Here is a 21,381-nt window from a genome sequence, read left to right as displayed (position 1 = left end):
CCGCCGCTTCAGAAAAGCACACTGGTTCAATAAGTGCAACGACCCAACTTTTGAATCGAAGTAGCTTTTTCAACGGGTCAACCCGCGAGGTAGAGTGCCGCCATGCCCAGTACGCGACCCGACCCCGCGGCCGATCCCTCTCCCGCCCCGATGGGGCGCCGTGAACGGAAGAAGGCCGCCACTCGCCAGGCCATCGCCGATGCCGCCCTGCGCCTGTTCCTGGAGCGCGGATACGAGGCGGTCGGCATCCGTGAGATCGCGGACGCCGCCGACGTCTCCACCACCACGCTGTTCAAGCACTTCCCGGTCAAGGAGGCCCTGGTCTTCGACGAGGACGACGAGCAGGAGGCCCGCCTGCTCGCCGCCGTCCGCGAGCGGCCCGAGGGCCGGTCCATTCCGGCCGCCCTGTGCGAGCACGCTCTGACCACCCGGCTGGGCTCCACCGGTGGTGACGCCCGCTTCGCCGCCTTCGTCGAGCTGGTGGCCGGCACCCCGGCCCTGCGCGACTACGGCCAGAAGATGTGGCTGCGCCACGCCGCGGCGCTCGCGGAGGTCATCGCCGAGGAGAGCGGCCTCGCCGCCGACGACCCCGCCTGTACCGCCCTCGCCCACTTCGCACTGGAGGCCCCGCGCGCGGCCGCCGCCCACGACGATCCCCGTGCGGCCGTCGTCCGCGCCTTCGACCTGCTGGAACACGGCTGGAGCGCCATCCGGGAAGAGGTCTGAGCGGGGCCGTCGACCCGGTGGCTCGGCGCCCCTCGGCTCCGGTGGCCCCAGAAATCGAACACATGATTGAATTCAGTCATGCGTACGTTTCCAGACGACCTCACCCGGGCCCAGCAGGAGTGGAGCGCCACGTACCGGCAGCTCGCCGAGCGGCCCGGCCGTACCGAACTGCGCCGGCGGCTGTACCGGCTGTCGGCCGAGGTGTTCTTCCACCCCTACTGGCAGCACCGGCGGCCCGGCCCCGGCGCGTGGTGGGAGCTGCGGCAGCTGGGCCGCGCGGGCGGCCGGGCCGCCCGATGACCCGCTGGAGTGCGGGTCCGGGCGCCCCGGACGATCCTGAGGACATGGCCGCAACCCCGCGTGTGACCGTGAGTCCACCGTCGCCCACCGGCGGGCGGCGCGTGCGCGTCGACGGCGAGATCCTCGGGCTGGCCCACAACCTCGCCGACGTCGCCGAGTTCCTGCGCCGCGCGGGACTGGAGATCGACCCGTCCGACGTGGCGCTGGCGCCCTGGATCGACTGGCGGGGCGCCGGGCCCGAGAGCTGGGGCCACGAGAGCGACGGCTGACCCCGGGAACACGCCCCGGAAACCGGCCCGGATTCCTCGTGCACGGCTATGGGAACTTCAAGGACGCGTCGTTACCCTCCGCGCATGATTCCCACGGTGGTCTGGGGCACAGGCAACGTCGGGCGCGCGGCCATCCGGGCGGTGGCGGCGCATCCGGCGCTCGACCTGGTGGCCGTGCTGGTGTCGAACCCCGCCAAGACCGGCAGGGACGCGGGCGAACTGAGCGGGATCGGCCGGCCCCTCGGCGTGACGGCGACCGACGACGTGGAGGGGGTGCTGCGGGCACGCCCCCGGGCGGTGGTCTACGCGGCCTCCGGTGACGTACGGCCCGACGGCGCGATCGAGGACGTCGGCCGCGCCCTGCGCGCCGGAGCGGTCGTCGTCACCCCCTCCCTGTACGGCATGTACGACCCCGCCGGCGCGCCCGGCGAGATCCGCGACGTCCTCGCGGCTGCCGCCGAGGCCGGCGGCGGCTCGCTGTTCGTCTCGGGCGTCGACCCCGGCTGGGCCAACGACGTCCTCCCGCTGCTGGTCAGCGGACTGGGCTCGGAGATCGACGTCCTGCGCTGCCAGGAGATCTTCGACTACTCCACGTACGACCAGGAGGAGGCCGTCCGCGATCTGATCGGCATGGGGCATCCGCTCGACCACCAGCCGCTGATGCTGGCCGAGGGCATCCCCACGATGATCTGGGGCGGGCAGCTGCGGATGATGGCCCGCGCCCTGGGCGCCGAACTCGACGGCATCGACGAGACGCTGGAGCGCCGCCCGCTCGAGGAGACAGTCCGCACCCCCACGATGGGGGAGTTCCGGGCCGGCACCCAGGGAGCGGTGCGCCTGGAGGTGCGCGGCATGGTGGCGGGCGAGCCCCGCATCGTCGTCGAGCACGTCACCCGTATCCACCCGGCCTGCGCTCCGGACTGGCCCGCGCCGTCGGACGGCGGGGCGGGGGCCCACCGGGTGATCGTCGAGGGCCGCCCGCGCATCGAGGTGACTGTCGAGGCGACCGACGAGGGGGAGAACAGGGCGGCCGGCGGAAACGCGACGGCGGCCGGGCGCCTGGTGAACGCCATCGACTGGCTGGCCGAGGCCGGACCGGGCCTCTACGACGCACTCGACATCCCCCTGCGCCCCGCGGTGGGCCGACTCGGAAAGAGGTGAGCATGCGGATCGACATCCCCGACGGCGCCGACCCCATCCCGTACGTCTGGGGCGACCTCGTGCCGGAGATCGGCCGGGCCGCCGGCGCCTTCTCCCTGGCCGTCTACGAGCACACGACCCTCGGACTGCGGGAGTTCGAGGCCGCCCGGCTGCGGATCGCGCAGATCAACGGCTGCCTGTTCTGCCTGGACTGGCGCACCGAACGCGACGGGGACAAGGTCGAGGAGGGGTTCCTCGACGCGGTGGCCGAGTGGCGCACGACCGACCGATTCGACGACCGCACCCGGCTCGCCGCCGAGTACGCCGAGCGCTACGCGACCGACCACCACGGTCTGGACGACTCGTTCTGGGAGCGGATGAAGGCGCACTACAGCCAGGCGGAGATCGTGGAGCTGAGCATGAGCATCGGCTCCTGGCTGGCGTTCGGGCGGCTCAACCACGTGCTGGGCATCGACAGCGTGTGTGTACTGCCGACGGCGCGCGGCGCATGACGAGCGGGCCGGGGCCCCGGCGGTCCCGGCCCGCCACGCGGGGAGCAATCCCGACGCGGACGAGGTCGGACGCGGTCAGAAGTCGTCCGCGATGATCCTGTCGATGTTGCGCTCGGCGAGCGCGGTGATCGTGACGAACGGGTTCACGCTCACGTTGCCCGGGATCAGCGACCCGTCCGTCACGTACAGCCCCGCATACCCGTGCAGCCGTCCGTAGTTGTCCGTCGCCCTGTTCAGCACGACGCCGCCCAGCGGGTGGTACGTGAGGTGGTCGCCCCAGATCTTGTAGACGCCGAACAGATCCGTGCGGTAGATCGTCCCCTCCTTGGCGTTGATCTTGTCGAAGATCGTCTTCGCCATGGTGATCGACGGCTGCTTCCACGCGGTCTGCCAGTCGAGCTCCACCTTCCCGGCCGAAGCGTTCCAGGTGAACCGGGCGCGATGCGGGTTGTTCGTGATGGACAGGTAGAAGGACGCCCACGTCTCGATACCGGTCGGCAGGGGCGCCACCTCCGCGAACGCGCCGCCCGCCGCCCAGTTGTCGATGCCCGCCGTCGGGATCGACGACTGGAGCGCCCCCGTCGGGTCCCACAGGTGGTTGGCGCGGCCGCACATGACGTTGCCGTTCTCGCCCCAGCCGTTGCCGACCTCGTCGTTGAGGCCGGGCAGCGCGCCCGTCGCCTTGAGGCGGACGAGCAGCTTGCTGGTGCCGACGCTGCCCGCGGCGAAGAACACCCGTCGCGCCCGTACCGTCTTGGTGGCGACGACGTTCCCGCCCGTGTCGAGCTGCTCCATGGTGACCGAGTAGCCGCCGGTGGCGGGCGTCACCGAGGTCACCCGGTGCAGCGGCGAGATGGCGACCCGCCCGGTGGCGCGGGCCTGCGCCAGGTAGGTCTTGGGCAGGGACTTCTTGCCGTGGTTGTTGCCGTACAGGATCTCGCCGGCGAGCGCCGACCGGGTCACCGAGCCCTCGGCCTCCCGCTTCATGTAGTCCCAGTCGTAGACGTTGGGCACGAACACGAAGCGGAACCCGGAGCGTTGGGCGTGCTTGCGGCCCACGCGCGCGTACATGTACGCCTCCGTCGAGTCGAACCAGGCCGGGTCGACGGTGGACACGCCGAGGGTGCTGTTGGCCCGCGGGTAGTAGACGTCGTACATCTCGTCGGCGTCGACCGACGGGAGCACGGCGGGGAAGCGGCTGCGCTCCGGGGTCACGGCCATACCGCCGTTGACGAGGGAGCCGCCGCCGACCCCGCGCCCCTGGTACACGACGATGCCGCCCATCTCCTCGGCGTCGAGGATGCCCGTGTACCGGGGCACGTCCCGGTCGAGCGGGAAGCCGAGGAAGTTGCTCAGCGGCTGCTTCGTGCGGGTGCGCAACCAGAAGGAACGGTGGTCGGGGCTGGTGGTGTTGGCGAAGATCTTGCCGTCGGTGCCCGGGGTGTCCCAGGCCATGCCCATCTCCACCATGTGGACGTCGACGCCGGCCTGCGCGAGCCGCAGCGCGGTGACGGACCCGCCGTATCCGGTGCCGACGACGAGTGCGGTGACCTGGGCGCCAGGTTCGATCGGCGCCTCCCGGGGGGAGGCGGCGGCTGTGGGGATGTCGAGCGCGCCCAAGGTCGCGGCGCCTAGAATAGAACCTGTTCCAGCAATGAAATGGCGGCGGGAAAGACCTCTTCCTTCCACGTGAACGACTCTTCCGGAGTCCATGCATGTCCCCTTTCTCGCATTGAACGGAAACGAGTTCTACTGAGGGCTGTGAAAGAAGTCACGAGAAACCTCCGGGTAACTTGACAGGTGTTCAGGAATCGCGGTGAGGGCCCGCATCAGGAGCGCACCGGCGGCGCACGCGTCCCGTTGACGGCGGGGCCGGAGCGCCACCGCCCCGGCCCCCGTGGGACCGTGGACCGGACGACACGACCCCTGACCGACTTCGCCCTTGCCCGACGAGCACGCCGAGGAGAGCCGACGGTGAGTCCCGCCGACGACCTGTCCATCGTCCCGATGACGCCCGCCCACGCCGAAGAAGTCCTGACGATCTATCAACTCGGCATCGACGAGGGGCAGTCCACCTTCGAGACGACCGCCCCCACCTGGGAGACCTTCGACTCCGTCAAACTCCCCGAGCACCGGTACGTCGCCCTGGACGCCACCGGCAGGGTGCTGGGCTGGGTGGCCGTGGTCCGGGTCTCCGACCGCCGCGCCTACGCCGGGGTCGTCGACCACTCCGTGTACGTGCACCCCGGCGCCCGCGGCCGGGGCGTCGGCAGAGTCCTGCTCGACGCCCTGATCGCCTCCACGGAGGCCGCCGGGATCTGGACCGTCCAGTCGGGCGTCTTCCCCGAGAACACCGCCAGTCTCGCCCTGCACCGCAAGGCCGGCTTCCGGGTCATCGGCGTCCGCGAACGCATCGGCCGGCACCGCGGGGTGTGGCGGGACGTCACGCTCATCGAACGCCGCAGCCCCGTGGTCGGGTGACCCCCGCACCGGCGGACGCGTTGGGCCGATCGGGCAGGCACCGGCGCGCCTCGGCCGTACCGGCGGGCGCCCGTGCAGGATCGGTGCGGGGGCGGCCTCCTGACGGGTCGCCCCCGCACCCCCACCACGCGCCACGAGGTCCGGCCATGACACTGATCGCCCGCACACCGGTGGCCCGATGAGACCCCCCGAGGGGGCCGAACCCGGCGGCGGCCGGTACGGCGAGGCCGTCTTCCCGCCCGAACGGCGGGGCGAGGGGGAGCGGATCGACTTCGGCGCCCTCGCCTACGACGACGTCACCCTGGCGCGGCTGCGGGCCCTCGGCGCCGGACCCGGTCTGCGCTGCCTGGACGTCGGCGCGGGCACCGGCACGGTCGCGCGCCGGCTGCTGGACGAGGCAGGCGTGAGCAGTGTCCTCGCCGTCGACCGGGACGTCCGGTTCCTCGCCGCGCGAGCCGTCCCGGGCCTGGAGGTACGGCAGGCCGACGTCACCGCACCGGACTTCGTGCAGGGCCGCTTCCACCTCGTCCACGCCCGCTTCGTACTGATGCACCTGCCCGACCGCGAACGGGTCCTGCGGACCCTGGCCGAGCGGGTGGAACCCGGCGGCCACCTGGTGCTCGGCGACGCCGTCGACCTCACCGGCGACCGTGCGCCCGACACGCCGTACACCCGGGTGATGCGCGCGATGTGGCGCGGACTGCGGGAGACCATCGGCACGGACGTCACCTGGGTGCCGTCGTACCCGCGGCTGCTGCGCGAGGCGGGGCTCGAACCGGTCGCCGCCGAGATCCATGTGCCACCGCTGACGCCGGGCAGCCCCATCAGCCGTTTCTGGGCCGACACCTGGGAGCGCAGCCGCGCGGCGATGCGCGCCACCGGTCTCGTCGACGACGCGGCCGTCGACGAGGCGATCCGCTACCTGGACTCCGACGCGTGCGCCGCGCTGTCGGCCGGCCTGCTGACGGCCTGGGGGCGACGCCCTCCCATGTGAACCGTGGCCGGATTCTTTCCTCGCGCAAATCCCCCTGTGATCGGCAGGCATGGACCGCCCGGCCCGGGGCACCTGGTGATCAGCTCGGCGCCGCTCGGTGCCGGGCGGTGCTGTGCGGGGACGGACATCGGGCCTCCCCGCGAGGGGAGTCGGCCGTCCGACGGCCATGTCTCGGGAGAGAGGAAACGCCATGATCCTGCCGGCGGAGAAGGAACTGCGCGGAGCACTGGCCCGGTTCGCGCAGGCGCGCATCGCCCACGACGTCCTCCCCACCGGCCGCACCAGCCGGGCGCTCGAGGACGCCACCTACACGCTGTGCGTGATGACCGGCTCCCGCACCGCCGACGACGCGCTCCGGGCCGCGGACGCCCTTCTCGCGCGCTACGGCGCCGACCGCCGTGAGGGCAGGCCCGAGGACGAGACGCTGGCCGCCTGAGGCGATGTCAGTGGCCTGACCTAGGCTTCCGCGGAAGTCCCCAGCCCTTGCGGAGTGCCCGTGTCACGCCCTGCCCGCCTCGTCGCCTCGCTCGACGCCCCCGCGCCCGTCACCGGCTTCGAGTCGGCCCCGTGCCTGACGTCCGGGCCGGGCGCGCGGTTCCTCGTCCAGCGGGACGACACCGAACTGATCGTGCGTGGACCCGCGGGCCATGCGCCGGTCCCGACGATCCGCTTTCCCGCGCCCTGGCCGCCAGGGTTCGGCTCGTGGGCGGTGTCTCCCGGCGCGGATCTCGCCGTGTTCGCGGGACGGCACGCCCTGCGCGCCGTCGACCGGTCGGGCCGTGCGCGCTGGGAGCTGCGGCACCCCTGCTGGGCGGGGTGCGCCGGACACACGGACGCCTTCGAGTACGTGGACGACCGGGACCACCGGTACTCCGGCAGTGGCTCGGTCGCCTTCGCCGCCGACGGCAAGGTCGTCTGGGCCCATGTACCCGGCCCCTCGGCGGACGAGGACGCGGGCGGGGACGACGGCCCGGAGGAGTGGCTGGTCCTCGACGCCACCGACGGCACGGTGCTGGCCCGCGCCGCCACGGGGACGGTGGCGGCCGGTTCCGTCCACGTCCCGCACCCCGACCCCGGCCAGATGGGCCTGAGCGTCGGCGAGGGGCAGGACGGATCGCCCCTCCTCTGGGGCCGGTGGGACGGCAGGCGGCTCGCCGTGGACACCTTCGGCGGGGAGGACCGCGTACTGCTCGCGGTGAGCCCGTCGGGGGACCGCCTGCTCACCGTGACGCACGACCAGGACACCCTCGCCGTGCACCGCACCGCCGACGGCTCGGTGACGGCCGCCCTGGACGCGGACGTGGTCCCCCCGCACCCGGCGGCCGAGGATGACGCCGGGGACTCCGGGGACGACGAGACCCGCGCCTACTTCGACTACGAGGGCGGCTTCGTCGACGAGGACACCGTCGTCGCCGGGACCGTCGAGAGCGACGAGGAGTCCGGGCCGGGCCGGCACTGGCTCGTCGACGCGGCCTCCATGCGGCTCCTCGGCCGGCTCGCCTACCCGGTCGAGGTGACCGGCCCGCCCAGGGCGCTGGGCGACGGCACCTGGTACACGGTGTCCGCCGCCGACAGCGCCCTGCTCGTCTGGGCCCTCTGACCCTGGCCCGGCCCCCTACCCGCGCCGGTGCAGCTCGACGGCCAGCGGGGTGGCCGTGAACATCGAGGAGTACGTCCCCACCGCGACCCCGATCAGCAGGGCCAGCGCGAAGTCGGTGAGGGAGTCGCCGCCGAACACGGCCAGCGCGGTCAGGATGAACGCCGCCCCCATACCGGTGTTCACGGTGCGGGGCAGGGTCTGCAGCAGCGCCCGGTTCGCGAGCGTCGCGAAGGGCGCCTTGGGGCCGCGCCGCACCATGTCCCGGACCCGGTCGAACACGACGACCGAGTCGTTGACCGAGTAGCCGATGACCGTGAGCAGCGCCGCCAGGAACACACCGTCGATCGGCTTGCCCAGCCAGGCGAAGATCCCGACGAGGATCACCACGTCATGGGCGAGGGCCGCGACGGCCGCCGTGCCGAACAGCCAGCGGAATCGGACGGACAGGTACAGCAGCTGCGCGCCCAGCGCGACGGCCAGCGCGATCAGCGCACCCCGGCGCAGTTCCTTGCCGAGGCTCGGGCCGATCGTCTCGTCCCGGAGCTTGTCGGCCCCGCCGCCCACCGCGCCGACGGCCTCGGTGACCGCGGACGCCTCGGCGTTCGTCAGCCGGTCGGTGCGCACGCTGATCCGCTGGTCCCCGGACGACTGCACGACGGCCCCGGGGAAGCCGGCGTCGGCGAGCGCGGCGCGGGCCCGGTCGGGGTCGACGGGGGAGGAGGTGCCGTACTCGATGAGCCGGCCGCCGGTGAACTCGACGCCGAAGTCAAGACCGCGCACCGCGATGCCCGAGGCGGCCAGCGTCAGCGCCGCCGCGGACAGGGCCAGCCAGCGGCGCGGCCGCCGCATCAGCCGGGGCTCCCTGCGGGCCAGCCGGTCCCGGACCCCGCCGGTGTGCGCGATGCCGCTCAGCCTCGGACGGCGGCGCAGCCAGGGCCGGTTGACGACGGCATCGGCGAGGACGCGGGTGACGACCAGCGCGCTGAACATGGAGGCGAGCACACCGATGCCCAGCGTGACGCCGAAACCGCGCACCGGGCCGGAGGCCAGGAAGAACAGCAGTCCGGCGGCGATGAGCGTGGTGATGTTCGAGTCGGCGATCGCGCTGAACGCGCCCTTGAACCCCGCCGCGAGGGACGACCGGGGGCTCGGCCGGCTGCGGGCGGCGTACTCCTCGCGGGCGCGCTCGAAGACGAGGACGTTCGCGTCGACGGCCATGCCGATCGCCAGGACGAACCCGGCGAGACCCGGCAGGGTGAGCGTGGCGCCGAGCGCGACCAGCGCGGCGTAGGAGATCAGGCCGTAGCAGGCCAGCGCGACGACGGCCAGGGCACCGAGCAGCCGGTACACGGCGATGATGAACACACCGGTCAGCGCGGTGCCGACGACGGCCGCCCAGGCGCTGGCGGTGATGGCCTCGGCCCCCAGCGTCGGGCCGACCGTGCGCTGCTCGACCGTCTCGACGGGCACCGGAAGCGCGCCGCCGTTGATGAGCAGGGCGAGTTCCTTGGCCTCCTCGGCGCTGAACGACCCGGTGATCTGGGTGGCCCCGCCGCCGATGCCGGTGCCGCAGCGGACCGAGGGGTCGACCTGCGGCGAGGAGATGACCTTGTCGTCCAGGACGATGGCGACCCGCCGGCTCGCGTCCCCGGCGGGATGGCAGGCCGCCTCGCCGGTCAGCCGGGCCCAGCCGTCGCCGCCGCCCTTGAAGTCGAGGGTGACGTGCCAGCCGGCCCCGCCCTGCTGGTCGAAGCGGGCGGCGGCCTCCTCGACGTCCCCGCCGGTCAGCGAGGAGGCGGCCAGCCGCAGGGGCTGCCCCGTCTCGTCCTCCAGTACACGCGGACCGTCGGCCCCCGCCTTCGCGGAGGCCGTGCCGAGGACCTCGTGGAAGGTGAGCTGCGCGGTGCGGCCCAGGACGTCCGCCGCCTGGGTCGGGTCCTGGACGCCGGGCAGCTCCACGACGATCCGGTCCGTGCCGGAGCGGGACAGGGAGGGCTCGGCGACGCCGAGCGCGTCGATGCGGTCGCGCAGCACCTCCAGGGTGCGGTCGGTGGCCTCGGCGGCGGAGTCGCCCTCGCCGGGGCGGGTCTCCAGGACGATCTGCGTACCGCCGCGCAGATCGAGCCCGAGGCGTACGGGCATGGTGAACGAGATGAACAGGGACAGGGCGATCACGGCGAGGGCGAGCAGCCCTCTGAGGCGCGGGGCGCGGGTCAAGGGGGGCCTCCGGCAGGCACACCACGGCCACGACGGTGACCGGGGTCGGGCGGGGAAGGGAACGACGTGCGTCAGATGCCGGAGGCGCGCGGCGGAGCACGCCGGTGGTGGTCGTGGCCGTGGTGGATGTGGTCCGGCACGGCGAACGCGCCGGGGGGCGTGCGGGCGTGCGGCGGTTCACGGTGCGGCGTGCCGCCCGCGGTGGGGAGGGCGGGCGGCGCCGGCCGTTCGGCGGGGGCGTCGCCCTGGCCGCGGACCACGGCGGGACGGACGTGGTCGTGTCCGTCGTCCGCCCACGGGGCGCCGCCGGCCGCCGGGAAGGCGGGGGAGCGGTGCGCGGGCGCGGCGGCGTGGGCCGGTGGGCTCAGCAGCGCCAGGAGCACGGAGAGCAGGACGGCGACCGGCCCCGCGGCACGGGGGACGGCGCGTGCGGTGCGCGCCATGTACGTCGGTCCCCCTTCTCCGGTTCCCCGGCTGTCTCGGGCGGTCGGGGCCCGAGGGCCCTGGCCGGGGAGTAGGCGGCCGGACCCTCGGGCAGCTGAGGGCGGGTCAGGGCTCGATGAGTCCGGCCCGGATGGCGTAGCGGGTGAGCTCCAGGCGGTCGCGCAGGCCCAGCTTGTGCAGCAGGTTCGCCCGGTGCCGGTGGACCGTCTTGATGCTGATGAACAGAAGCTCGGCGATCTCCTTGGACGAGTGGCCCTCGGCGACGAGCTTGAGCACCTCCTCCTCGCGGGGCGTGAGGACCTGCCCGGGGGGCTCCTCGCCGTGGCGGACCCGGTCGAGGTAGTTGCGGATCAGGGCGGTGACCGCGCCCGGGTACAGGAAGGGCTCGTCGCGCATGGCCGCCCGGCAGGCGGTGACCAGGTCGCGGTCGGCCACCGACTTCAGCACGTATCCGCTCGCCCCGGCCTTCAGCGCCTGGAAGAAGTACTGCTCGTTGTCGTGCATCGTCAGGATCAGCACCCGCACGTCCGGCTTCAGCGCGTTGAGCTCCCTGGCGGCCTGAAGCCCCGTCATCCGGGGCATCGTGATGTCCAGGACGGCCAGGTCGACGTCCTCGCCGCGGGCCAGCGCGACCGCCTCGGCGCCGTCGCCGGCCTCCGCGACCACCTCGAGGTCGGGCTCCCGGTCGAGGATCAGCCGCACCCCGCGCCGTACCAGCGCGTGGTCGTCGGCGAGGAGGATGCGGATCACGGGTGTGCCGGTGGCGGTCATGACTGCTTTCCGGGGTCGGACGGGACGGGCACCGCGAGCCGGACCTGTGTCCCCGCCCGCGGTTCGGAGGTGATGTCCAGCACGGCCCCCACGAGCAGGGCCCGCTCACGCATGCCGCGGATCCCGGCGCCCTCGCGCGCGACCCCCGTGCCGCGGCCGTCGTCGGTCACGGACAGGACCACCGTGTCCCCCGTGTGACGCAGACTCATCTCCACCTTCCCGGCCTCGGCGTGGCGGGCCGCGTTCGTCAGGGCCTCCTGCGCGACCCGGTACAGCACCAGCTCGGTCTCCGGGTCCAGCGCGGGCAGGTCCGAGTCGAAACGGCGGATCACCCGCAGCCCGGTGTGGGTGGCGAACTCCGTCGTCAGCGACGTCAGCGCACTCACCAGACCGAGGTCCTCCAGCACGCCGGGGCGCAGGCGGCGCACCAGTCGGCGGACCTCGTCGAGGCTCTCCCGGGTGATCTCCTGCGCCTGCTGCAGTTCGGCGCGCAGGGGCTCCTCGGCCTCGTCGGCGGCCCGCTTCAGCACCAGCAGGATCGCGGTCATGCTCTGGCCGACCTCGTCGTGCAGCTCCTGGGCGATACGGCGCCGTTCGTCCTCCTGCGCGAGCAGGGCCCGCGCGCTGCTGGCGGCGCGCTCGTGCTCCAGCCGTTCCAGCATGGCGTTGAAGCCGCTGATCAGTTCGGCGGTCTCACCGCGGCCCCGCTCCGGCAGGCGCTGGCCCGGCCGCAGCAGGTCGACGGTGGTCATCAGCCGGGTGAGTCGGCCCAGCGGGGCCAGCCCGATGCGCAGCAGGGCGGCGTTCGCGATCAGCATCACGGCCAGGCCGCCGACCAGGATGACCGCCTCGGTCAGCAGCACGGGCACGGAGACCGTGACCGGCGCCCACAGCAGCAACGCGGTCGCCGTGCCGAGCACCACGGCGTTGAGGGCGAAGATCCGCCAGAACAGGGACACCGCGATGACGCCTCTCTCCTTGTGACAGGGCTCTGTCCTCCCTTTCGGTCACCGCGTACCCCGGGCATGAGCCACGGCCATGGCTGCGGACCGGCCTGAGCCCCAGCTTGCTCGCCGCCGGCCGCCGCGTCGATGGGTGCCAGTGCCCATTTCCACCGGTCGAAGCCCTGTCGGCCGCAGCGCGGGGGGTCCGTAAATGGGTATCGCGCCCGATGGGATTCCCGCGCGCGATCGGCCACGGTGGGGGCATGACCCAGCCACCGTGACCCCTGTGCACCGCATCCGCCAGGCCTGCCCCGGCAGGCCCGCTTCGTATGCCCCGCCCTGTCACGAACGCTTCGACGCTAGGACCGCCATGTCTGCCGACACCACCCCGACCGATCACCGTCTCAAGCCCGCGACGGCCCACGAGACCCGTCAGCGCCTGGAGCACGAGCGCGCCACCCGGCTCACCCAGCTGCAGGCCCTCGCCGAGGCGGGCGAGGAGGCCGCGGAGCACCTGATGGCGGCGCAGAAGGAGACCCTGCAGCGCGTCCTCAAGGAGATCGACGCCGCCTTCGCCCGCGTCGAGGACGGCCGTTACGGCACCTGCCAGGGCTGCTCCAAGCCGATCCCGGCCGAGCGCCTGGAGATCCTGCCGTACGCGCGGTACTGCGTGCCCTGCCAGCGCACCACCGACTGACGGCCCGTCCCGTCCCTCCCCGTCTCCCGCCCTGCCCGAAGGGGTGAAGTGGTGAACCAGATCACCGGTGAACGCACCGCGGCCCTGTCGGCCGAGGACCTCGCGGCGCTCCGCGAGAACCTGCACGAGCAGCTCCTCTTTCGCCGTGAGCAGCTCCAGCAGCTCACGACCGCGGCCCTGCCGCGCGCCGAGGCGCTGCCCGACCGCCAGGCCGCCGGCCGTATCGAGGTGCGCGTCAAGCTCGCCGCCTCGGCGCGCATGGTCCTCGCCGACGTCGAGGCGGCCCTCGCCCGCATGGACGACGGCAGCTACGGCACCTGCCGGCTGTGCCGCCGGACCATCGACCGCGACCGCCTGATGATCGTGCCGCAGGCCCGCTACTGCTCGCGGTGCCAGCAGGTGAAGGAGGCCTGGCGGTGACGGCGGTCGACCCCCACGCGGCCAGGGCCCGGCACCGGCCCTGGCCCCGGCGCTGCGCCGGCATCGCCCTCGACCTGGGCAGCGCCCGCACCCGCGCGTGGCTCCCGGGCCACGGCCTGCTCTTCGACGTCCCCACGGTGACGTTCGGCGACGGCCCCCTTCACCCCATACGGCGGGGCGTCATCGTCGACACCCCCGGCACCGCCCGGATGCTCGACCGGCTGCTCGGCCCCCGTCTGCCCCGGCTGGGCCGGCCCCTCGTCATCCTGGCGGCGCCCGTCCTCGGCGGCGTGAGCTTCCGCGCGCAGGCCCGCACCGCCGCCGAGGCCCTGCGGCCGCAGAGTGTGCTGACGGTCCCGGCGGCCCGGGCCGTGGCCGAGGCGGCCGGTGCCGACCTGAGCCGGCCCCTGCTCGTGGCGGACATCGGCGCCCACGTCACCGACGTCGTCCTGCTCACCGACGGCACGGTGACCGACGCCCGCCGCACCACCGTGGGCACGAGCGACCTCGACCGGCCGGCGCCGCCCGCGCGGATCACGGAGGCGATCATCGCCATGGTGACCGCCGTCCTGGAACAGGACGACACCCCGCAGACGCTCGACGCCCTGCGGCGCGGCATCCTCCTGGCGGGTGGCGGCGCACTGCGCCCCGACATCACCTACCGCCTGACCGAACAGCTCCACGCCCCCGTGAAGCCGGTACCGGCCCCGCACACCGCCGCCGTACGCGGCGCGGCCGCCCTCCTGCAGGCCGTGCACGGCCACCCGTCGGCCGTGCACGGCCGCCGCGACTCCGCCCGTCATCCGCACTAGAGGCTTCTCCGCCCATGTCCCGCCCACCACGGGCACCGTCTTCCACGGCCCCACCGGAAGCCGGCCACGCGGAAGGAGACCCATGGCCCGCGCCATCCCCCCGGCACAGCCACCACCGGACCACCCCGATCCCGAGGAAGCCCGCCACGTCCTGACCTGGCGCTGGCGGCGCAATCCGCTGCGGCGCCCCACCGACCTGGCGCAGGCGTGGATCGCGCTGGGCCTGTTCCTGGCCGTCCTGGCCGCCACACCGGCCGCCATGTTCCTGGCCGGCGACGCCGCCCACCGCCACTATCTGCACAAGGCCCGCCATCAGGCCGCCACCCGCCACGAGGTCACCGCCGTCACCGGGCACGACGCCCCCCGTCACCTGGAACCGGGCAGCGACGAGGCCGGTGAGGCCCGCTATCCGGTCACCGTCCGCTTCACCGACGACGAGGGCCGCACCCGCACCGCCGAGGCGAAGGTGCCGCCGTCCCTGCCCGCCGGAAGCACGATCCGGGTGTGGGTCGACGCCCAGGGCGAGGTCACCGGACCGCCCCTGACCCGGGATCAGGTCCGCGACAGCGCCCTCGGCTGTGCCGTCCTCGCCGCGCTCGCCGTGCCCGTCGCCGCGGCGGTCGCCTACCGCTGGGCGGTCCGCCGGCTGGAGCGGCGCAACCTCGCCCGGTGGGAGGAGGAGTGGGCCCGCACGGCACCGGACTGGACGGTGCGCTGACCGGCCGTACCGGATCTTCGAGTTCCGCTTGCCGGGCCGACACGGACCCGCAATACCAGGTGCCCATCCGGACACGCCCCGCACCCGCCGAAATGACCGAAGGACGTGCCGAACACCTCCTCATCCGGTCGACCTCCCCCGTCTTCGGGCGTATCGGGCCTGCTCGGGGGCACTCACGTCGCACGCCGACGGCACGTCCGAGGACGTCGGCATCGTGAGGAGAGAGGGAGCTCATGCGGAGCAGAGGGGCGAAGGCGTCCGCGATCGGCACGGCCGTCCTGCTGGGCAGCGTCGTACTGGGCGGCTGCGGGGGCGACAGCGAGCCGGAGGCCGGCAAGCCCGCGGCGGCCGATGGGAGCACCGGCGGCCGGCAGCAGAGCACACAGGCCGTGCGCGCCGCCTACGACAAGACCGCCGAGGCCGACACGGCGAAGATGACCGTCAAGGTGAAGGCCGCGGCCGAGGGGAAGACGGTCGATTCGGACGGCAAGGGCGTCATCGACTTCGAGGACGGCGACAGCACCATGACCGTCACCGCCGAGGGCCGGACCGTCGAGCAGCGCGTGGTCGACCAGGTGCTCTACCAGAAGGTGCCCGGGCAGAAGAAGGACGGCAAGCCCTGGATGAAGATCGACCTCGGGAAGGTCGCGGAGCAGCAGGGCGCCGACCCCGGACAGATCGGCGACCCGGCCCAGTCCGCCGCCTACGCCAAGGCGATCAGCGACGACGACGTCTCCAAGGCCGGATCCGAGAAGATCAACGGTGTCGACACCGTCCGCTACGACGTCTCCGTCGACGTCTCCCGGCTGCCCGGCGGCGAGCGGCTGCGCGAGCAGGTCGGCCCGACCCTGCCCATGCGGCTCTGGCTCGACGACGACGGCCGCATCCGGCGCCAGCAGATCGACATGACCGTCAAGGCACCGGCCTCCGCCAAGCCGGAGGCGAGCGGTTCGCCTCAGCAGGTCAAGGTGAGCACGGTGATGGAGTTCAGCGACTTCGGCACCGACGCCGAGGCCGAGGCCCCGCCGGCCGGTGAGGTCGCCGACGTCACCGACCAGGTGGCGCGCCAGGGCCGGAAGCAGAGCTGACCCCGCCCGGGCCCGGCCGCACCCGGCCGGGCCCACGGCTTTTTCCCGAACCTCGTGAGGTGGGGTGCGGCGGTTCCCGGGCATCCGGAGACGGACAGCCGCACACCGAGGGAGCGTCGAACGAGCATGGGTACCGCCGTCCGCGTGCCACAGACCCGCGACATGATCGGGGACGAACTCTCCGGCGACGAGGCGTTCACGGCCCTGCGCCACTACGGAGGATGGCGGCTCCTGACCGACTCCTTCGCACGGTTCCGCTACGCCGACGGGTTCAGCAACGCCCGCGCCCTCGCCTTCCAGGTCGTGCTCGGCCTGGTGCCGTGCACCGTGGCCCTCGTCGGCCTCGCCACCTCCGTGCACACCGAGGGCGTCGGCGACATCATCGAGCGGACCCTCGGCCGGATCGTGCCGGGAGCCAGCGCCGAGATCGTCGCCGACGCCTTCGACGGCACCCGGCGCACCGCCCACGGCGACATGTGGAGCACCCTCGCCCTGTGGCTCGGCCTGGGCTTCGCCCTGCTCAACCTGGCCTCCGCCATGGGCCAGATCGAGCGCGGCGCCAACCGCATCTACGGCATCGAGCGCGACCGCCCCTTCCCCCGCAAGTACGCCCGCGCGACGGTGCTGGCCCTCGCCGCCGGACTGCCGCTGGGGCTGGGCTTCGTCACCCTCGTCGCGGGCGAGGCCGTCGGCGACGCCGTGGCGGCCTCCGCCGGCCGGGACGGCGGCCCCCGCTGGTGGGACGTGCTCGACGTCCCCGTCGGGCTGGCCCTCGCCTGGGTGGCCTCCGCCGTGATCTTCCGCTGGTGCCCGCGCCGGGTGCAGCCCGGCTACACCTGGCTCGCGTTCGGCTCGGCCGTGCACCTCGTGCTGTGGGTGGCCGCCACCTGGCTGCTCGCCCTGTACGTGGAGGGCAGCGGTGCCTTCGGTGCCCTGTACGGCCCGCTGACCGCGTTCGTCGCCCTGCTGCTCTGGGCCAATCTGACGGCCGTCGCGCTGTTCCTGGGCATCGCCTTCGCGGCCCAGCTGGAGGCGGCCCGTGCCGGGATGGCCTCCGCCGTGCGGCCCGACCCTGGAGCGGGCGGTTGACGCGCCCGACCCCGGGGCGGGCGGATGACGCGCCGGACCCCGGGGCGGGCCCGCCGTCAGCCGTGTGCCGCGGCCGTCACCGTCGCGGGGTCCACACCCGTCAGTTCGACGATGCGGTGCGGTGCGACACCGGCGGCCAGGGCCCGTCCGATCAGACCGTCCCGGCCGTCCGCGCAGTCACGCCAGGCCAGCAGCTCCTCCTCGACGCGGGCCAGCGGCTCGGGTGCCGTCGTGTGCCGGACCCGGCTCAGCTCCTCGTCGCCGAGGGGGACGGGCAGGCGCTCGGCGCCCTCGGGGATGGCCCCGGTCTCCTCCGGCGGAAGCAGCCGCAGCCTGGGGTCGGCCGCGGTGACCCGCTGGGCGTCCAGCCAGGCGCGCACCGCGGGGGTGTCCATAGAGGCGAGATCACCGACGGCGGCCGGGGCCACGCCGAGCGGCGCGGCGGCGTCGGCATCGTCGAGCAGGAACAGGTAGGCGTCCTCGGTCATCCTGGATCCTTCTCCACAGGGCAGATGGGTGGTCGGGAGGGGCTGAACGCCCTCCGCCTACCCCGGCCGCGGCGCCAGTACCGCCCCGCTTCCCAGCACGCTCTCCGATCCCGCCACGCGCACCGGCCGCCCGGTGTGACCGGCCGATCTGTGCTACGGTTGTCGAGTTGCAGTTGTGGTACCCATGAACCTATGTGCGCCTGACGGGAATGTTCATCCATCAGGCGCATATTTCGTTTTACCGGCTTCTCCGGATGGGGCCCGTTGCCTATCAGAAGGAGAACGTCATGGCACAGGGAACCGTGAAGTGGTTCAACTCCGAAAAGGGTTTCGGATTCATCGAGCAGGACGGCGGCGGCCCTGACGTCTTCGCCCACTACTCGAACATCGCGACGCAGGGCTTCCGTGAGCTCCAGGAGGGCCAGCGGGTCTCCTTCGACGTCACGCAGGGCCAGAAGGGCCCGCAGGCGGAGAACATCGTCCCCGCCTGATCGCCGGACGTATTCCGCTCACCGGGGTCCGCATCCTTGTGATGCGGACCCCGGTTTGTGCTGTTTCCAGGAAGGCAGAGAGAACCGCATGGCCCGCAGACCCCAGAAGTCGAATCGACGCGCTACGGCACCCGCCTCACCCACGCCGTCGCACAGGGAATTCCGGTTGCCGGAGAACACGACGCCCGCACTTCCCGCCGTCGAGGACTTCGCCGGTCTGGACATGCCCGAAGCGCTGCTGAAGACGCTCGCCGCCCAGGGCGTGACCACCCCCTTCCCCATCCAGGCCGCCACCCTGCCGAACTCGCTCGCGGGACGCGACCTGCTGGGCCGGGGCCGCACCGGCTCCGGCAAGACGCTCGCCTTCGGCCTGGCCCTGCTGGCCCGCACCGCCGGGCTGCGCGCACAGGCCAAGGCGCCCCTCGCCCTGGTGCTGGTCCCGACCCGTGAACTCGCCCAGCAGGTGACGGACGCGCTGACGCCGTACGCGACGTCCGTGAACCTGCGCCTGACCACCGTCGTCGGCGGGCTGTCGATCACCAAGCAGGCCGGTGCGCTGCGACGCGGGGCCGAGGTCCTCGTGGCCACCCCCGGACGGCTGAACGACCTCGTGGAGCGCGGCGACTGCGTCCTCGACCAGGTCCGCATCACGGTGCTGGACGAGGCCGACCAGATGACGGACATGGGCTTCCTGCCGCAGATCACCAAGCTGATCCAGCAGGTCCGGCCCGACGGTCAGCGGCTGCTGTTCTCGGCCACCCTGGACGCGAACATCGACCGGCTCGTCCAGCGGTTCCTCACCGACCCCGTGGTCCACTCCGTGGACCCGTCCGCCGGAGCGGTGAGCACCATGGAGCACCATGTGCTCCACCTCCTCGACGAGACCGACAAGAAGGCCGTCACCACGCGTATCGCCGCCCGTGACGGCCGGGTCATCCTCTTCCTGGACACCAAGAGGTCCGCGGACCGGCTCGCCAAGCGCCTGCTGGCGGTCGGCGTCCGCGCCGCCGCACTGCACGGGGGCCGCTCCCAGCCGCAGCGCAACCGCACCCTGGAGCAGTTCAAGAACGGCGACGTCACCGCGCTGGTGGCCACCAACGTCGCGGCACGCGGTATACACATCGACGACCTCGACCTCGTCGTGAACGTCGATCCGCCGACGGACCACAAGGACTACCTCCACCGGGGCGGCCGCACGGCCCGCGCCGGCGGCTCCGGCAGCGTCGTCACACTCGTCCTGCCCGACCAGAAGCGGGACGTCACCCGGCTGATGTCGGAGGCGGGCATCCGTCCGCGGACGTCCCGGATCATGTCGGGCGACACCGCGCTGACCACGATCACCGGCGCTCGCGAACCGTCCGGTGTGGCCGTGACGATCCCGGTGCCGGAGCAGCCGCAGCCGGCGGCCTCCCGCCCGGCCCGCAAGACCGGCGCCGCCAAGCCGGCCACGCGCGGCGGGCGGCGGCGCCGTGGCGAGGGCGCGGCCAAGGCGGCACCCGAGGCCGGCGCCCGCACGAGCGGCGGCGGCTCTCCGCGCCGGTCCGCGTCCGGCGCCGCGGGCTCCGCGGCGGGCGCCTCCGCCGGCGGATCGCGGCGCGGGGGTCCGCGCAGGTCCGCTTCCGGTGGGGGAGCGGCCGGCCGTACGGCGGACCGCCGCGGCGGCGGCCGCAACACCCTTTAGAGCTCAGCCCACGCACACGAGGGCCGGCGCTCCGCAGTCCGCGGAGCGCCGGCCCTCGTGCGTGCGCGCTCAGGCCGCGTGCGCGCGGCGCGGGGACGGCTTCGCCGCCGGACGGGCGGGAGCGTCCGCCGCGCCGCCCCGGACCAGCCTCAGATGGCGGCGTCCGCTCCGGGCGTGCCGCGCGGGCCCGGGTGCCGTGGCCAGCCAGTCCTCGACACGGCTCATCACCAGCAGCAGCACGCCGAGACCTGGCAGCAGCAGGACGGCGGTGACGATCACGACGGGTCCCTTCCTCGACTCCACTGCCGGCCGAGTGCCCTGTTCACCGGCCGGGGCGGCCCGTGAGACGTGGAGGTGCCGTGAAGGTCCGCCGTGCCTTGCCGCCGCCTTCGGCTTCGGCCCGCGTCAGCTGTCGTGAACGGGACTTTCGGGGTACTCGCCCGTTCAGCGGACGGCGCCCCGGCGCCTTCCTGCCAGAACCGAGAGACGGGAGGTGATCGCCATGGCGTCGGACACTCAGACGCGCCCCCTCTCCGACCACCAGACGACGAGGTCGGAGCCGGTCGGGGAACTCGTGCAGCGCGCCTCGCAGCAGCTGACGGAGCTGGTGCGGGCCGAACTGCGCCTGGCACAGGCGGAGATGAAGGAGAAGGGCAAGCGGTACGGCAAGGGAGGCGGGCTCTTCGGCGGAGCGGGCCTGGTCGGGTTCCTGATGCTCCAGGCGCTCGTGGCCACGGCGATCGCGGCGCTGGCGGTACCGCTGCCGGTGTGGGCGGCGGCCCTGATCGTGACGGCGGTGCTCGGCGTGATCGCCGCCGTGATGGCGCTGACCGGAAAGAAGCAGGTGTCGCGGGCGGCTCCGCCCAAGCCCCAGCAGGCGATCGAGAACGTCAAGGCCGACGTGGCCGAGATCAAGGAGAGTGCGCACCGATGACTCAGGCCCCCCACGACAAGTCCAGCGCCGAGACCCCCGAGGAACTGCGCGCGCAGGTGGAGCACACCCGGCACGAGCTCGGCAGCACGGTGGAAGCCCTGGCGGCCAAGGCCGACGTCAAGACCCGCGCCCAGGAGAAGGCCGCCGAGGTGAAGGTCCAGGCGGCCGACCGGGCGGGCGCCCTCAAGGAGCAGGCCGCCCACAAGGCCGAAGAGGTCAAGGCCAAGGCGTCCGACGCGACGGCGCGCGTGCAGGCCAAGATGCCGGACCAGGTCAAGGGCACCATGGAGCACGCCCAGCACCTGTGGCAGGACAAGGCGCCCCGGCCCGTCCAGGACAGGGCCGCCCAGGGCGCGCGGATGGCCCGGGAGCACCGGGGCCTGCTGGTGGCGGTCGCGGCGTTCGGCGCCTGCGTGTGGCTGATGCGCCACGGCAAGGACTGACCCCCTCGACGAGGCCGGCGTGCGGCCGTCCGTCGACGGGGCGCGCCGTCGCCCGGGCGGCGCGCCCCGGCCGCGCCGGCCTCGTCATCAGCCGGCGCGCCCCCGCCGCGCCGGCTTCGCCC

The 21,381-nt window shown here is 73.5% G+C and carries 26 protein-coding genes; 19 read left to right on the top strand and 7 right to left on the bottom strand.

Going from position 1 to position 21,381, the window contains the following annotated elements; translation table 11 throughout:
• The first annotated feature begins 102 nt into the window (after nt 1-102).
• From ADL34_RS31385 to ADL34_RS31365, 5 genes are all read left to right on the top strand, one after another.
• Nucleotides 103-726: a TetR/AcrR family transcriptional regulator gene (locus ADL34_RS31385; protein ID WP_062664912.1), complete on the top strand. Its 624-nt coding sequence runs from the start codon at nt 103-105 to the stop codon at nt 724-726.
• A gap of 78 nt (nt 727-804) precedes the next feature.
• Nucleotides 805-1,026 (top strand): hypothetical protein, encoded by a 222-nt coding sequence (locus tag ADL34_RS31380; RefSeq protein ID WP_062664914.1) that lies wholly within the window; start codon nt 805-807, stop codon nt 1,024-1,026.
• Nucleotides 1,027-1,070: 44 nt separating this feature from the next.
• A complete protein-coding gene (locus tag ADL34_RS31375; RefSeq protein WP_062664916.1) occupies nt 1,071-1,295 on the top strand; it encodes a hypothetical protein in 225 nt (74 codons plus the stop codon).
• Between the two features lie 84 nt (nt 1,296-1,379).
• On the top strand, nt 1,380-2,456 hold the full coding sequence (locus tag ADL34_RS31370; protein ID WP_062664918.1) for a dihydrodipicolinate reductase: 1,077 nt from the start codon (nt 1,380-1,382) through the stop codon (nt 2,454-2,456).
• 2 nt (nt 2,457-2,458) lie between these two features.
• On the top strand, nt 2,459-2,947 hold the full coding sequence (locus ADL34_RS31365) for a carboxymuconolactone decarboxylase family protein (protein WP_062664920.1): 489 nt from the start codon (nt 2,459-2,461) through the stop codon (nt 2,945-2,947).
• A 75-nt stretch (nt 2,948-3,022) separates the two neighbouring features.
• On the opposite strand, the gene ADL34_RS31360 is transcribed toward ADL34_RS31365, so the two are convergent.
• Entirely contained in the window at nt 3,023-4,660 is a 1,638-nt protein-coding gene (locus ADL34_RS31360) for a GMC oxidoreductase (protein WP_062664922.1), read from the bottom strand.
• Between the two features lie 261 nt (nt 4,661-4,921).
• Between ADL34_RS31360 and ADL34_RS31355 the strand changes: the two genes are divergently transcribed.
• The 4 genes from ADL34_RS31355 to ADL34_RS31340 all read left to right on the top strand — a co-directional run bounded on the left by ADL34_RS31355 (nt 4,922) and on the right by ADL34_RS31340 (nt 8,022).
• Nucleotides 4,922-5,428, top strand: coding sequence for a GNAT family N-acetyltransferase (locus ADL34_RS31355; protein WP_267891464.1), 507 nt, complete (start codon nt 4,922-4,924; stop codon nt 5,426-5,428).
• Nucleotides 5,429-5,606: 178 nt separating this feature from the next.
• Nucleotides 5,607-6,422, top strand: a complete 816-nt coding sequence (locus ADL34_RS31350; protein WP_062664923.1) for a class I SAM-dependent methyltransferase — start codon at nt 5,607-5,609, stop codon at nt 6,420-6,422.
• 190 nt (nt 6,423-6,612) lie between these two features.
• Nucleotides 6,613-6,858, top strand: a complete 246-nt coding sequence (locus tag ADL34_RS31345; protein ID WP_062664925.1) for a DUF5133 domain-containing protein — start codon at nt 6,613-6,615, stop codon at nt 6,856-6,858.
• Nucleotides 6,859-6,918: 60 nt separating this feature from the next.
• Complete coding sequence (locus ADL34_RS31340; RefSeq protein ID WP_062664928.1) at nt 6,919-8,022, top strand: hypothetical protein; 1,104 nt, start codon at nt 6,919-6,921, stop codon at nt 8,020-8,022.
• Between the two features lie 15 nt (nt 8,023-8,037).
• On the opposite strand, the gene secD is transcribed toward ADL34_RS31340, so the two are convergent.
• The 4 genes from secD to ADL34_RS31320 form a co-directional block, all read right to left on the bottom strand.
• Nucleotides 8,038-10,239 carry a protein translocase subunit SecD gene (gene secD, locus ADL34_RS31335; RefSeq protein ID WP_062664930.1) on the bottom strand — a complete coding sequence of 734 codons (2,202 nt, stop codon included), beginning with the start codon at nt 10,237-10,239 and terminating at the stop codon, nt 8,038-8,040.
• A 71-nt stretch (nt 10,240-10,310) separates the two neighbouring features.
• Nucleotides 10,311-10,682, bottom strand: coding sequence for a hypothetical protein (locus tag ADL34_RS31330; protein WP_062664931.1), 372 nt, complete (start codon nt 10,680-10,682; stop codon nt 10,311-10,313).
• A gap of 106 nt (nt 10,683-10,788) precedes the next feature.
• Nucleotides 10,789-11,454, bottom strand: coding sequence for a response regulator transcription factor (locus ADL34_RS31325; RefSeq protein WP_062664933.1), 666 nt, complete (start codon nt 11,452-11,454; stop codon nt 10,789-10,791).
• A complete protein-coding gene (locus ADL34_RS31320; protein ID WP_062664936.1) occupies nt 11,451-12,413 on the bottom strand; it encodes a HAMP domain-containing sensor histidine kinase in 963 nt (320 codons plus the stop codon). Before ADL34_RS31320 ends, ADL34_RS31325 begins: the two co-directional genes overlap by 4 nt.
• 355 nt (nt 12,414-12,768) lie before the next feature.
• Here ADL34_RS31320 and ADL34_RS31315 point away from each other — a divergent pair, with 355 nt between their 5' ends.
• The 6 genes from ADL34_RS31315 (at nt 12,769) to ADL34_RS31290 (ending at nt 17,222) form a co-directional block, all read left to right on the top strand.
• Entirely contained in the window at nt 12,769-13,095 is a 327-nt protein-coding gene (locus ADL34_RS31315) for a TraR/DksA family transcriptional regulator (RefSeq protein ID WP_062664938.1), read from the top strand.
• A 48-nt stretch (nt 13,096-13,143) separates the two neighbouring features.
• Nucleotides 13,144-13,515 (top strand): TraR/DksA family transcriptional regulator, encoded by a 372-nt coding sequence (locus ADL34_RS31310; RefSeq protein ID WP_062664940.1) that lies wholly within the window; start codon nt 13,144-13,146, stop codon nt 13,513-13,515.
• Entirely contained in the window at nt 13,512-14,327 is an 816-nt protein-coding gene (locus ADL34_RS31305; RefSeq protein WP_062664942.1) for a rod shape-determining protein, read from the top strand. The genes ADL34_RS31310 and ADL34_RS31305 overlap by 4 nt, the downstream gene beginning before the upstream one ends.
• Before the next feature lie 82 nt (nt 14,328-14,409).
• A complete protein-coding gene (locus ADL34_RS31300; RefSeq protein ID WP_062664944.1) occupies nt 14,410-15,045 on the top strand; it encodes a hypothetical protein in 636 nt (211 codons plus the stop codon).
• Between the two features lie 233 nt (nt 15,046-15,278).
• Nucleotides 15,279-16,133 carry an LppX_LprAFG lipoprotein gene (locus tag ADL34_RS31295; RefSeq protein ID WP_062664946.1) on the top strand — a complete coding sequence of 285 codons (855 nt, stop codon included), beginning with the start codon at nt 15,279-15,281 and terminating at the stop codon, nt 16,131-16,133.
• 126 nt (nt 16,134-16,259) lie between these two features.
• Entirely contained in the window at nt 16,260-17,222 is a 963-nt protein-coding gene (locus tag ADL34_RS31290; protein ID WP_062664948.1) for a YihY/virulence factor BrkB family protein, read from the top strand.
• Between the two features lie 56 nt (nt 17,223-17,278).
• On the opposite strand, the gene ADL34_RS31285 is transcribed toward ADL34_RS31290, so the two are convergent.
• A complete protein-coding gene (locus ADL34_RS31285) occupies nt 17,279-17,710 on the bottom strand; it encodes a DUF6003 family protein (RefSeq protein WP_062664950.1) in 432 nt (143 codons plus the stop codon).
• A 287-nt stretch (nt 17,711-17,997) separates the two neighbouring features.
• On the opposite strand from ADL34_RS31285, the gene ADL34_RS31280 reads away from it, so the two are divergent.
• Nucleotides 17,998-18,201 (top strand): cold-shock protein, encoded by a 204-nt coding sequence (locus ADL34_RS31280; protein ID WP_007502648.1) that lies wholly within the window; start codon nt 17,998-18,000, stop codon nt 18,199-18,201.
• An 88-nt stretch (nt 18,202-18,289) separates the two neighbouring features.
• Entirely contained in the window at nt 18,290-19,882 is a 1,593-nt protein-coding gene (locus tag ADL34_RS31275) for a DEAD/DEAH box helicase (RefSeq protein WP_062664952.1), read from the top strand.
• Between the two features lie 69 nt (nt 19,883-19,951).
• Here ADL34_RS31275 and ADL34_RS31270 read toward each other — a convergent pair whose 3' ends face one another.
• Nucleotides 19,952-20,161: a hypothetical protein gene (locus ADL34_RS31270; RefSeq protein WP_062664953.1), complete on the bottom strand. Its 210-nt coding sequence runs from the start codon at nt 20,159-20,161 to the stop codon at nt 19,952-19,954.
• Between the two features lie 223 nt (nt 20,162-20,384).
• Between ADL34_RS31270 and ADL34_RS31265 the strand changes: the two genes are divergently transcribed.
• Both ADL34_RS31265 and ADL34_RS31260 read left to right on the top strand, forming a co-directional pair.
• On the top strand, nt 20,385-20,816 hold the full coding sequence (locus ADL34_RS31265; RefSeq protein WP_062664956.1) for a phage holin family protein: 432 nt from the start codon (nt 20,385-20,387) through the stop codon (nt 20,814-20,816).
• A complete protein-coding gene (locus ADL34_RS31260; RefSeq protein WP_062664958.1) occupies nt 20,813-21,259 on the top strand; it encodes a DUF3618 domain-containing protein in 447 nt (148 codons plus the stop codon). Before ADL34_RS31265 ends, ADL34_RS31260 begins: the two co-directional genes overlap by 4 nt.
• The last annotated feature ends 122 nt before the right edge of the window (nt 21,260-21,381 follow it).

The organism is Streptomyces sp. NRRL WC-3605, from assembly GCF_001509795.1.
Lineage (GTDB): Bacteria > Actinomycetota > Actinomycetes > Streptomycetales > Streptomycetaceae > Streptomyces > Streptomyces viridochromogenes.
The sequence above is the reverse complement of the archived record's forward strand: the minus strand, read 5'-3'. Positions and strand labels throughout refer to the sequence as shown.

Excerpts from the sequence above, each read along its gene's own strand:
- ADL34_RS31280 (WP_007502648.1), top strand. The coding sequence starts at position 17,998 with ATGGCACAGGGAACCGTGAAGTGGTTCAACTCCGAAAAGGGTTTCGGA.
- ADL34_RS31275 (WP_062664952.1), top strand. The coding sequence starts at position 18,290 with ATGGCCCGCAGACCCCAGAAGTCGAATCGACGCGCTACGGCACCCGCC.
- ADL34_RS31370 (WP_062664918.1), top strand. The coding sequence starts at position 1,380 with ATGATTCCCACGGTGGTCTGGGGCACAGGCAACGTCGGGCGCGCGGCC.
- ADL34_RS31300 (WP_062664944.1), top strand. The coding sequence starts at position 14,410 with ATGGCCCGCGCCATCCCCCCGGCACAGCCACCACCGGACCACCCCGAT.
- ADL34_RS31380 (WP_062664914.1), top strand. The coding sequence starts at position 805 with ATGCGTACGTTTCCAGACGACCTCACCCGGGCCCAGCAGGAGTGGAGC.
- ADL34_RS31385 (WP_062664912.1), top strand. The coding sequence starts at position 103 with ATGCCCAGTACGCGACCCGACCCCGCGGCCGATCCCTCTCCCGCCCCG.
- ADL34_RS31265 (WP_062664956.1), top strand. The coding sequence starts at position 20,385 with ATGGCGTCGGACACTCAGACGCGCCCCCTCTCCGACCACCAGACGACG.
- ADL34_RS31285 (WP_062664950.1), bottom strand. The coding sequence starts at position 17,710 with ATGACCGAGGACGCCTACCTGTTCCTGCTCGACGATGCCGACGCCGCC.
- ADL34_RS31260 (WP_062664958.1), top strand. The coding sequence starts at position 20,813 with ATGACTCAGGCCCCCCACGACAAGTCCAGCGCCGAGACCCCCGAGGAA.
- ADL34_RS31325 (WP_062664933.1), bottom strand. The coding sequence starts at position 11,454 with ATGACCGCCACCGGCACACCCGTGATCCGCATCCTCCTCGCCGACGAC.
- ADL34_RS31330 (WP_062664931.1), bottom strand. The coding sequence starts at position 10,682 with ATGGCGCGCACCGCACGCGCCGTCCCCCGTGCCGCGGGGCCGGTCGCC.
- ADL34_RS31350 (WP_062664923.1), top strand. The coding sequence starts at position 5,607 with ATGAGACCCCCCGAGGGGGCCGAACCCGGCGGCGGCCGGTACGGCGAG.
- ADL34_RS31375 (WP_062664916.1), top strand. The coding sequence starts at position 1,071 with ATGGCCGCAACCCCGCGTGTGACCGTGAGTCCACCGTCGCCCACCGGC.
- ADL34_RS31290 (WP_062664948.1), top strand. The coding sequence starts at position 16,260 with ATGGGTACCGCCGTCCGCGTGCCACAGACCCGCGACATGATCGGGGAC.
- ADL34_RS31345 (WP_062664925.1), top strand. The coding sequence starts at position 6,613 with ATGATCCTGCCGGCGGAGAAGGAACTGCGCGGAGCACTGGCCCGGTTC.
- ADL34_RS31315 (WP_062664938.1), top strand. The coding sequence starts at position 12,769 with ATGTCTGCCGACACCACCCCGACCGATCACCGTCTCAAGCCCGCGACG.
- ADL34_RS31365 (WP_062664920.1), top strand. The coding sequence starts at position 2,459 with ATGCGGATCGACATCCCCGACGGCGCCGACCCCATCCCGTACGTCTGG.
- ADL34_RS31295 (WP_062664946.1), top strand. The coding sequence starts at position 15,279 with ATGCGGAGCAGAGGGGCGAAGGCGTCCGCGATCGGCACGGCCGTCCTG.
- ADL34_RS31360 (WP_062664922.1), bottom strand. The coding sequence starts at position 4,660 with ATGGACTCCGGAAGAGTCGTTCACGTGGAAGGAAGAGGTCTTTCCCGC.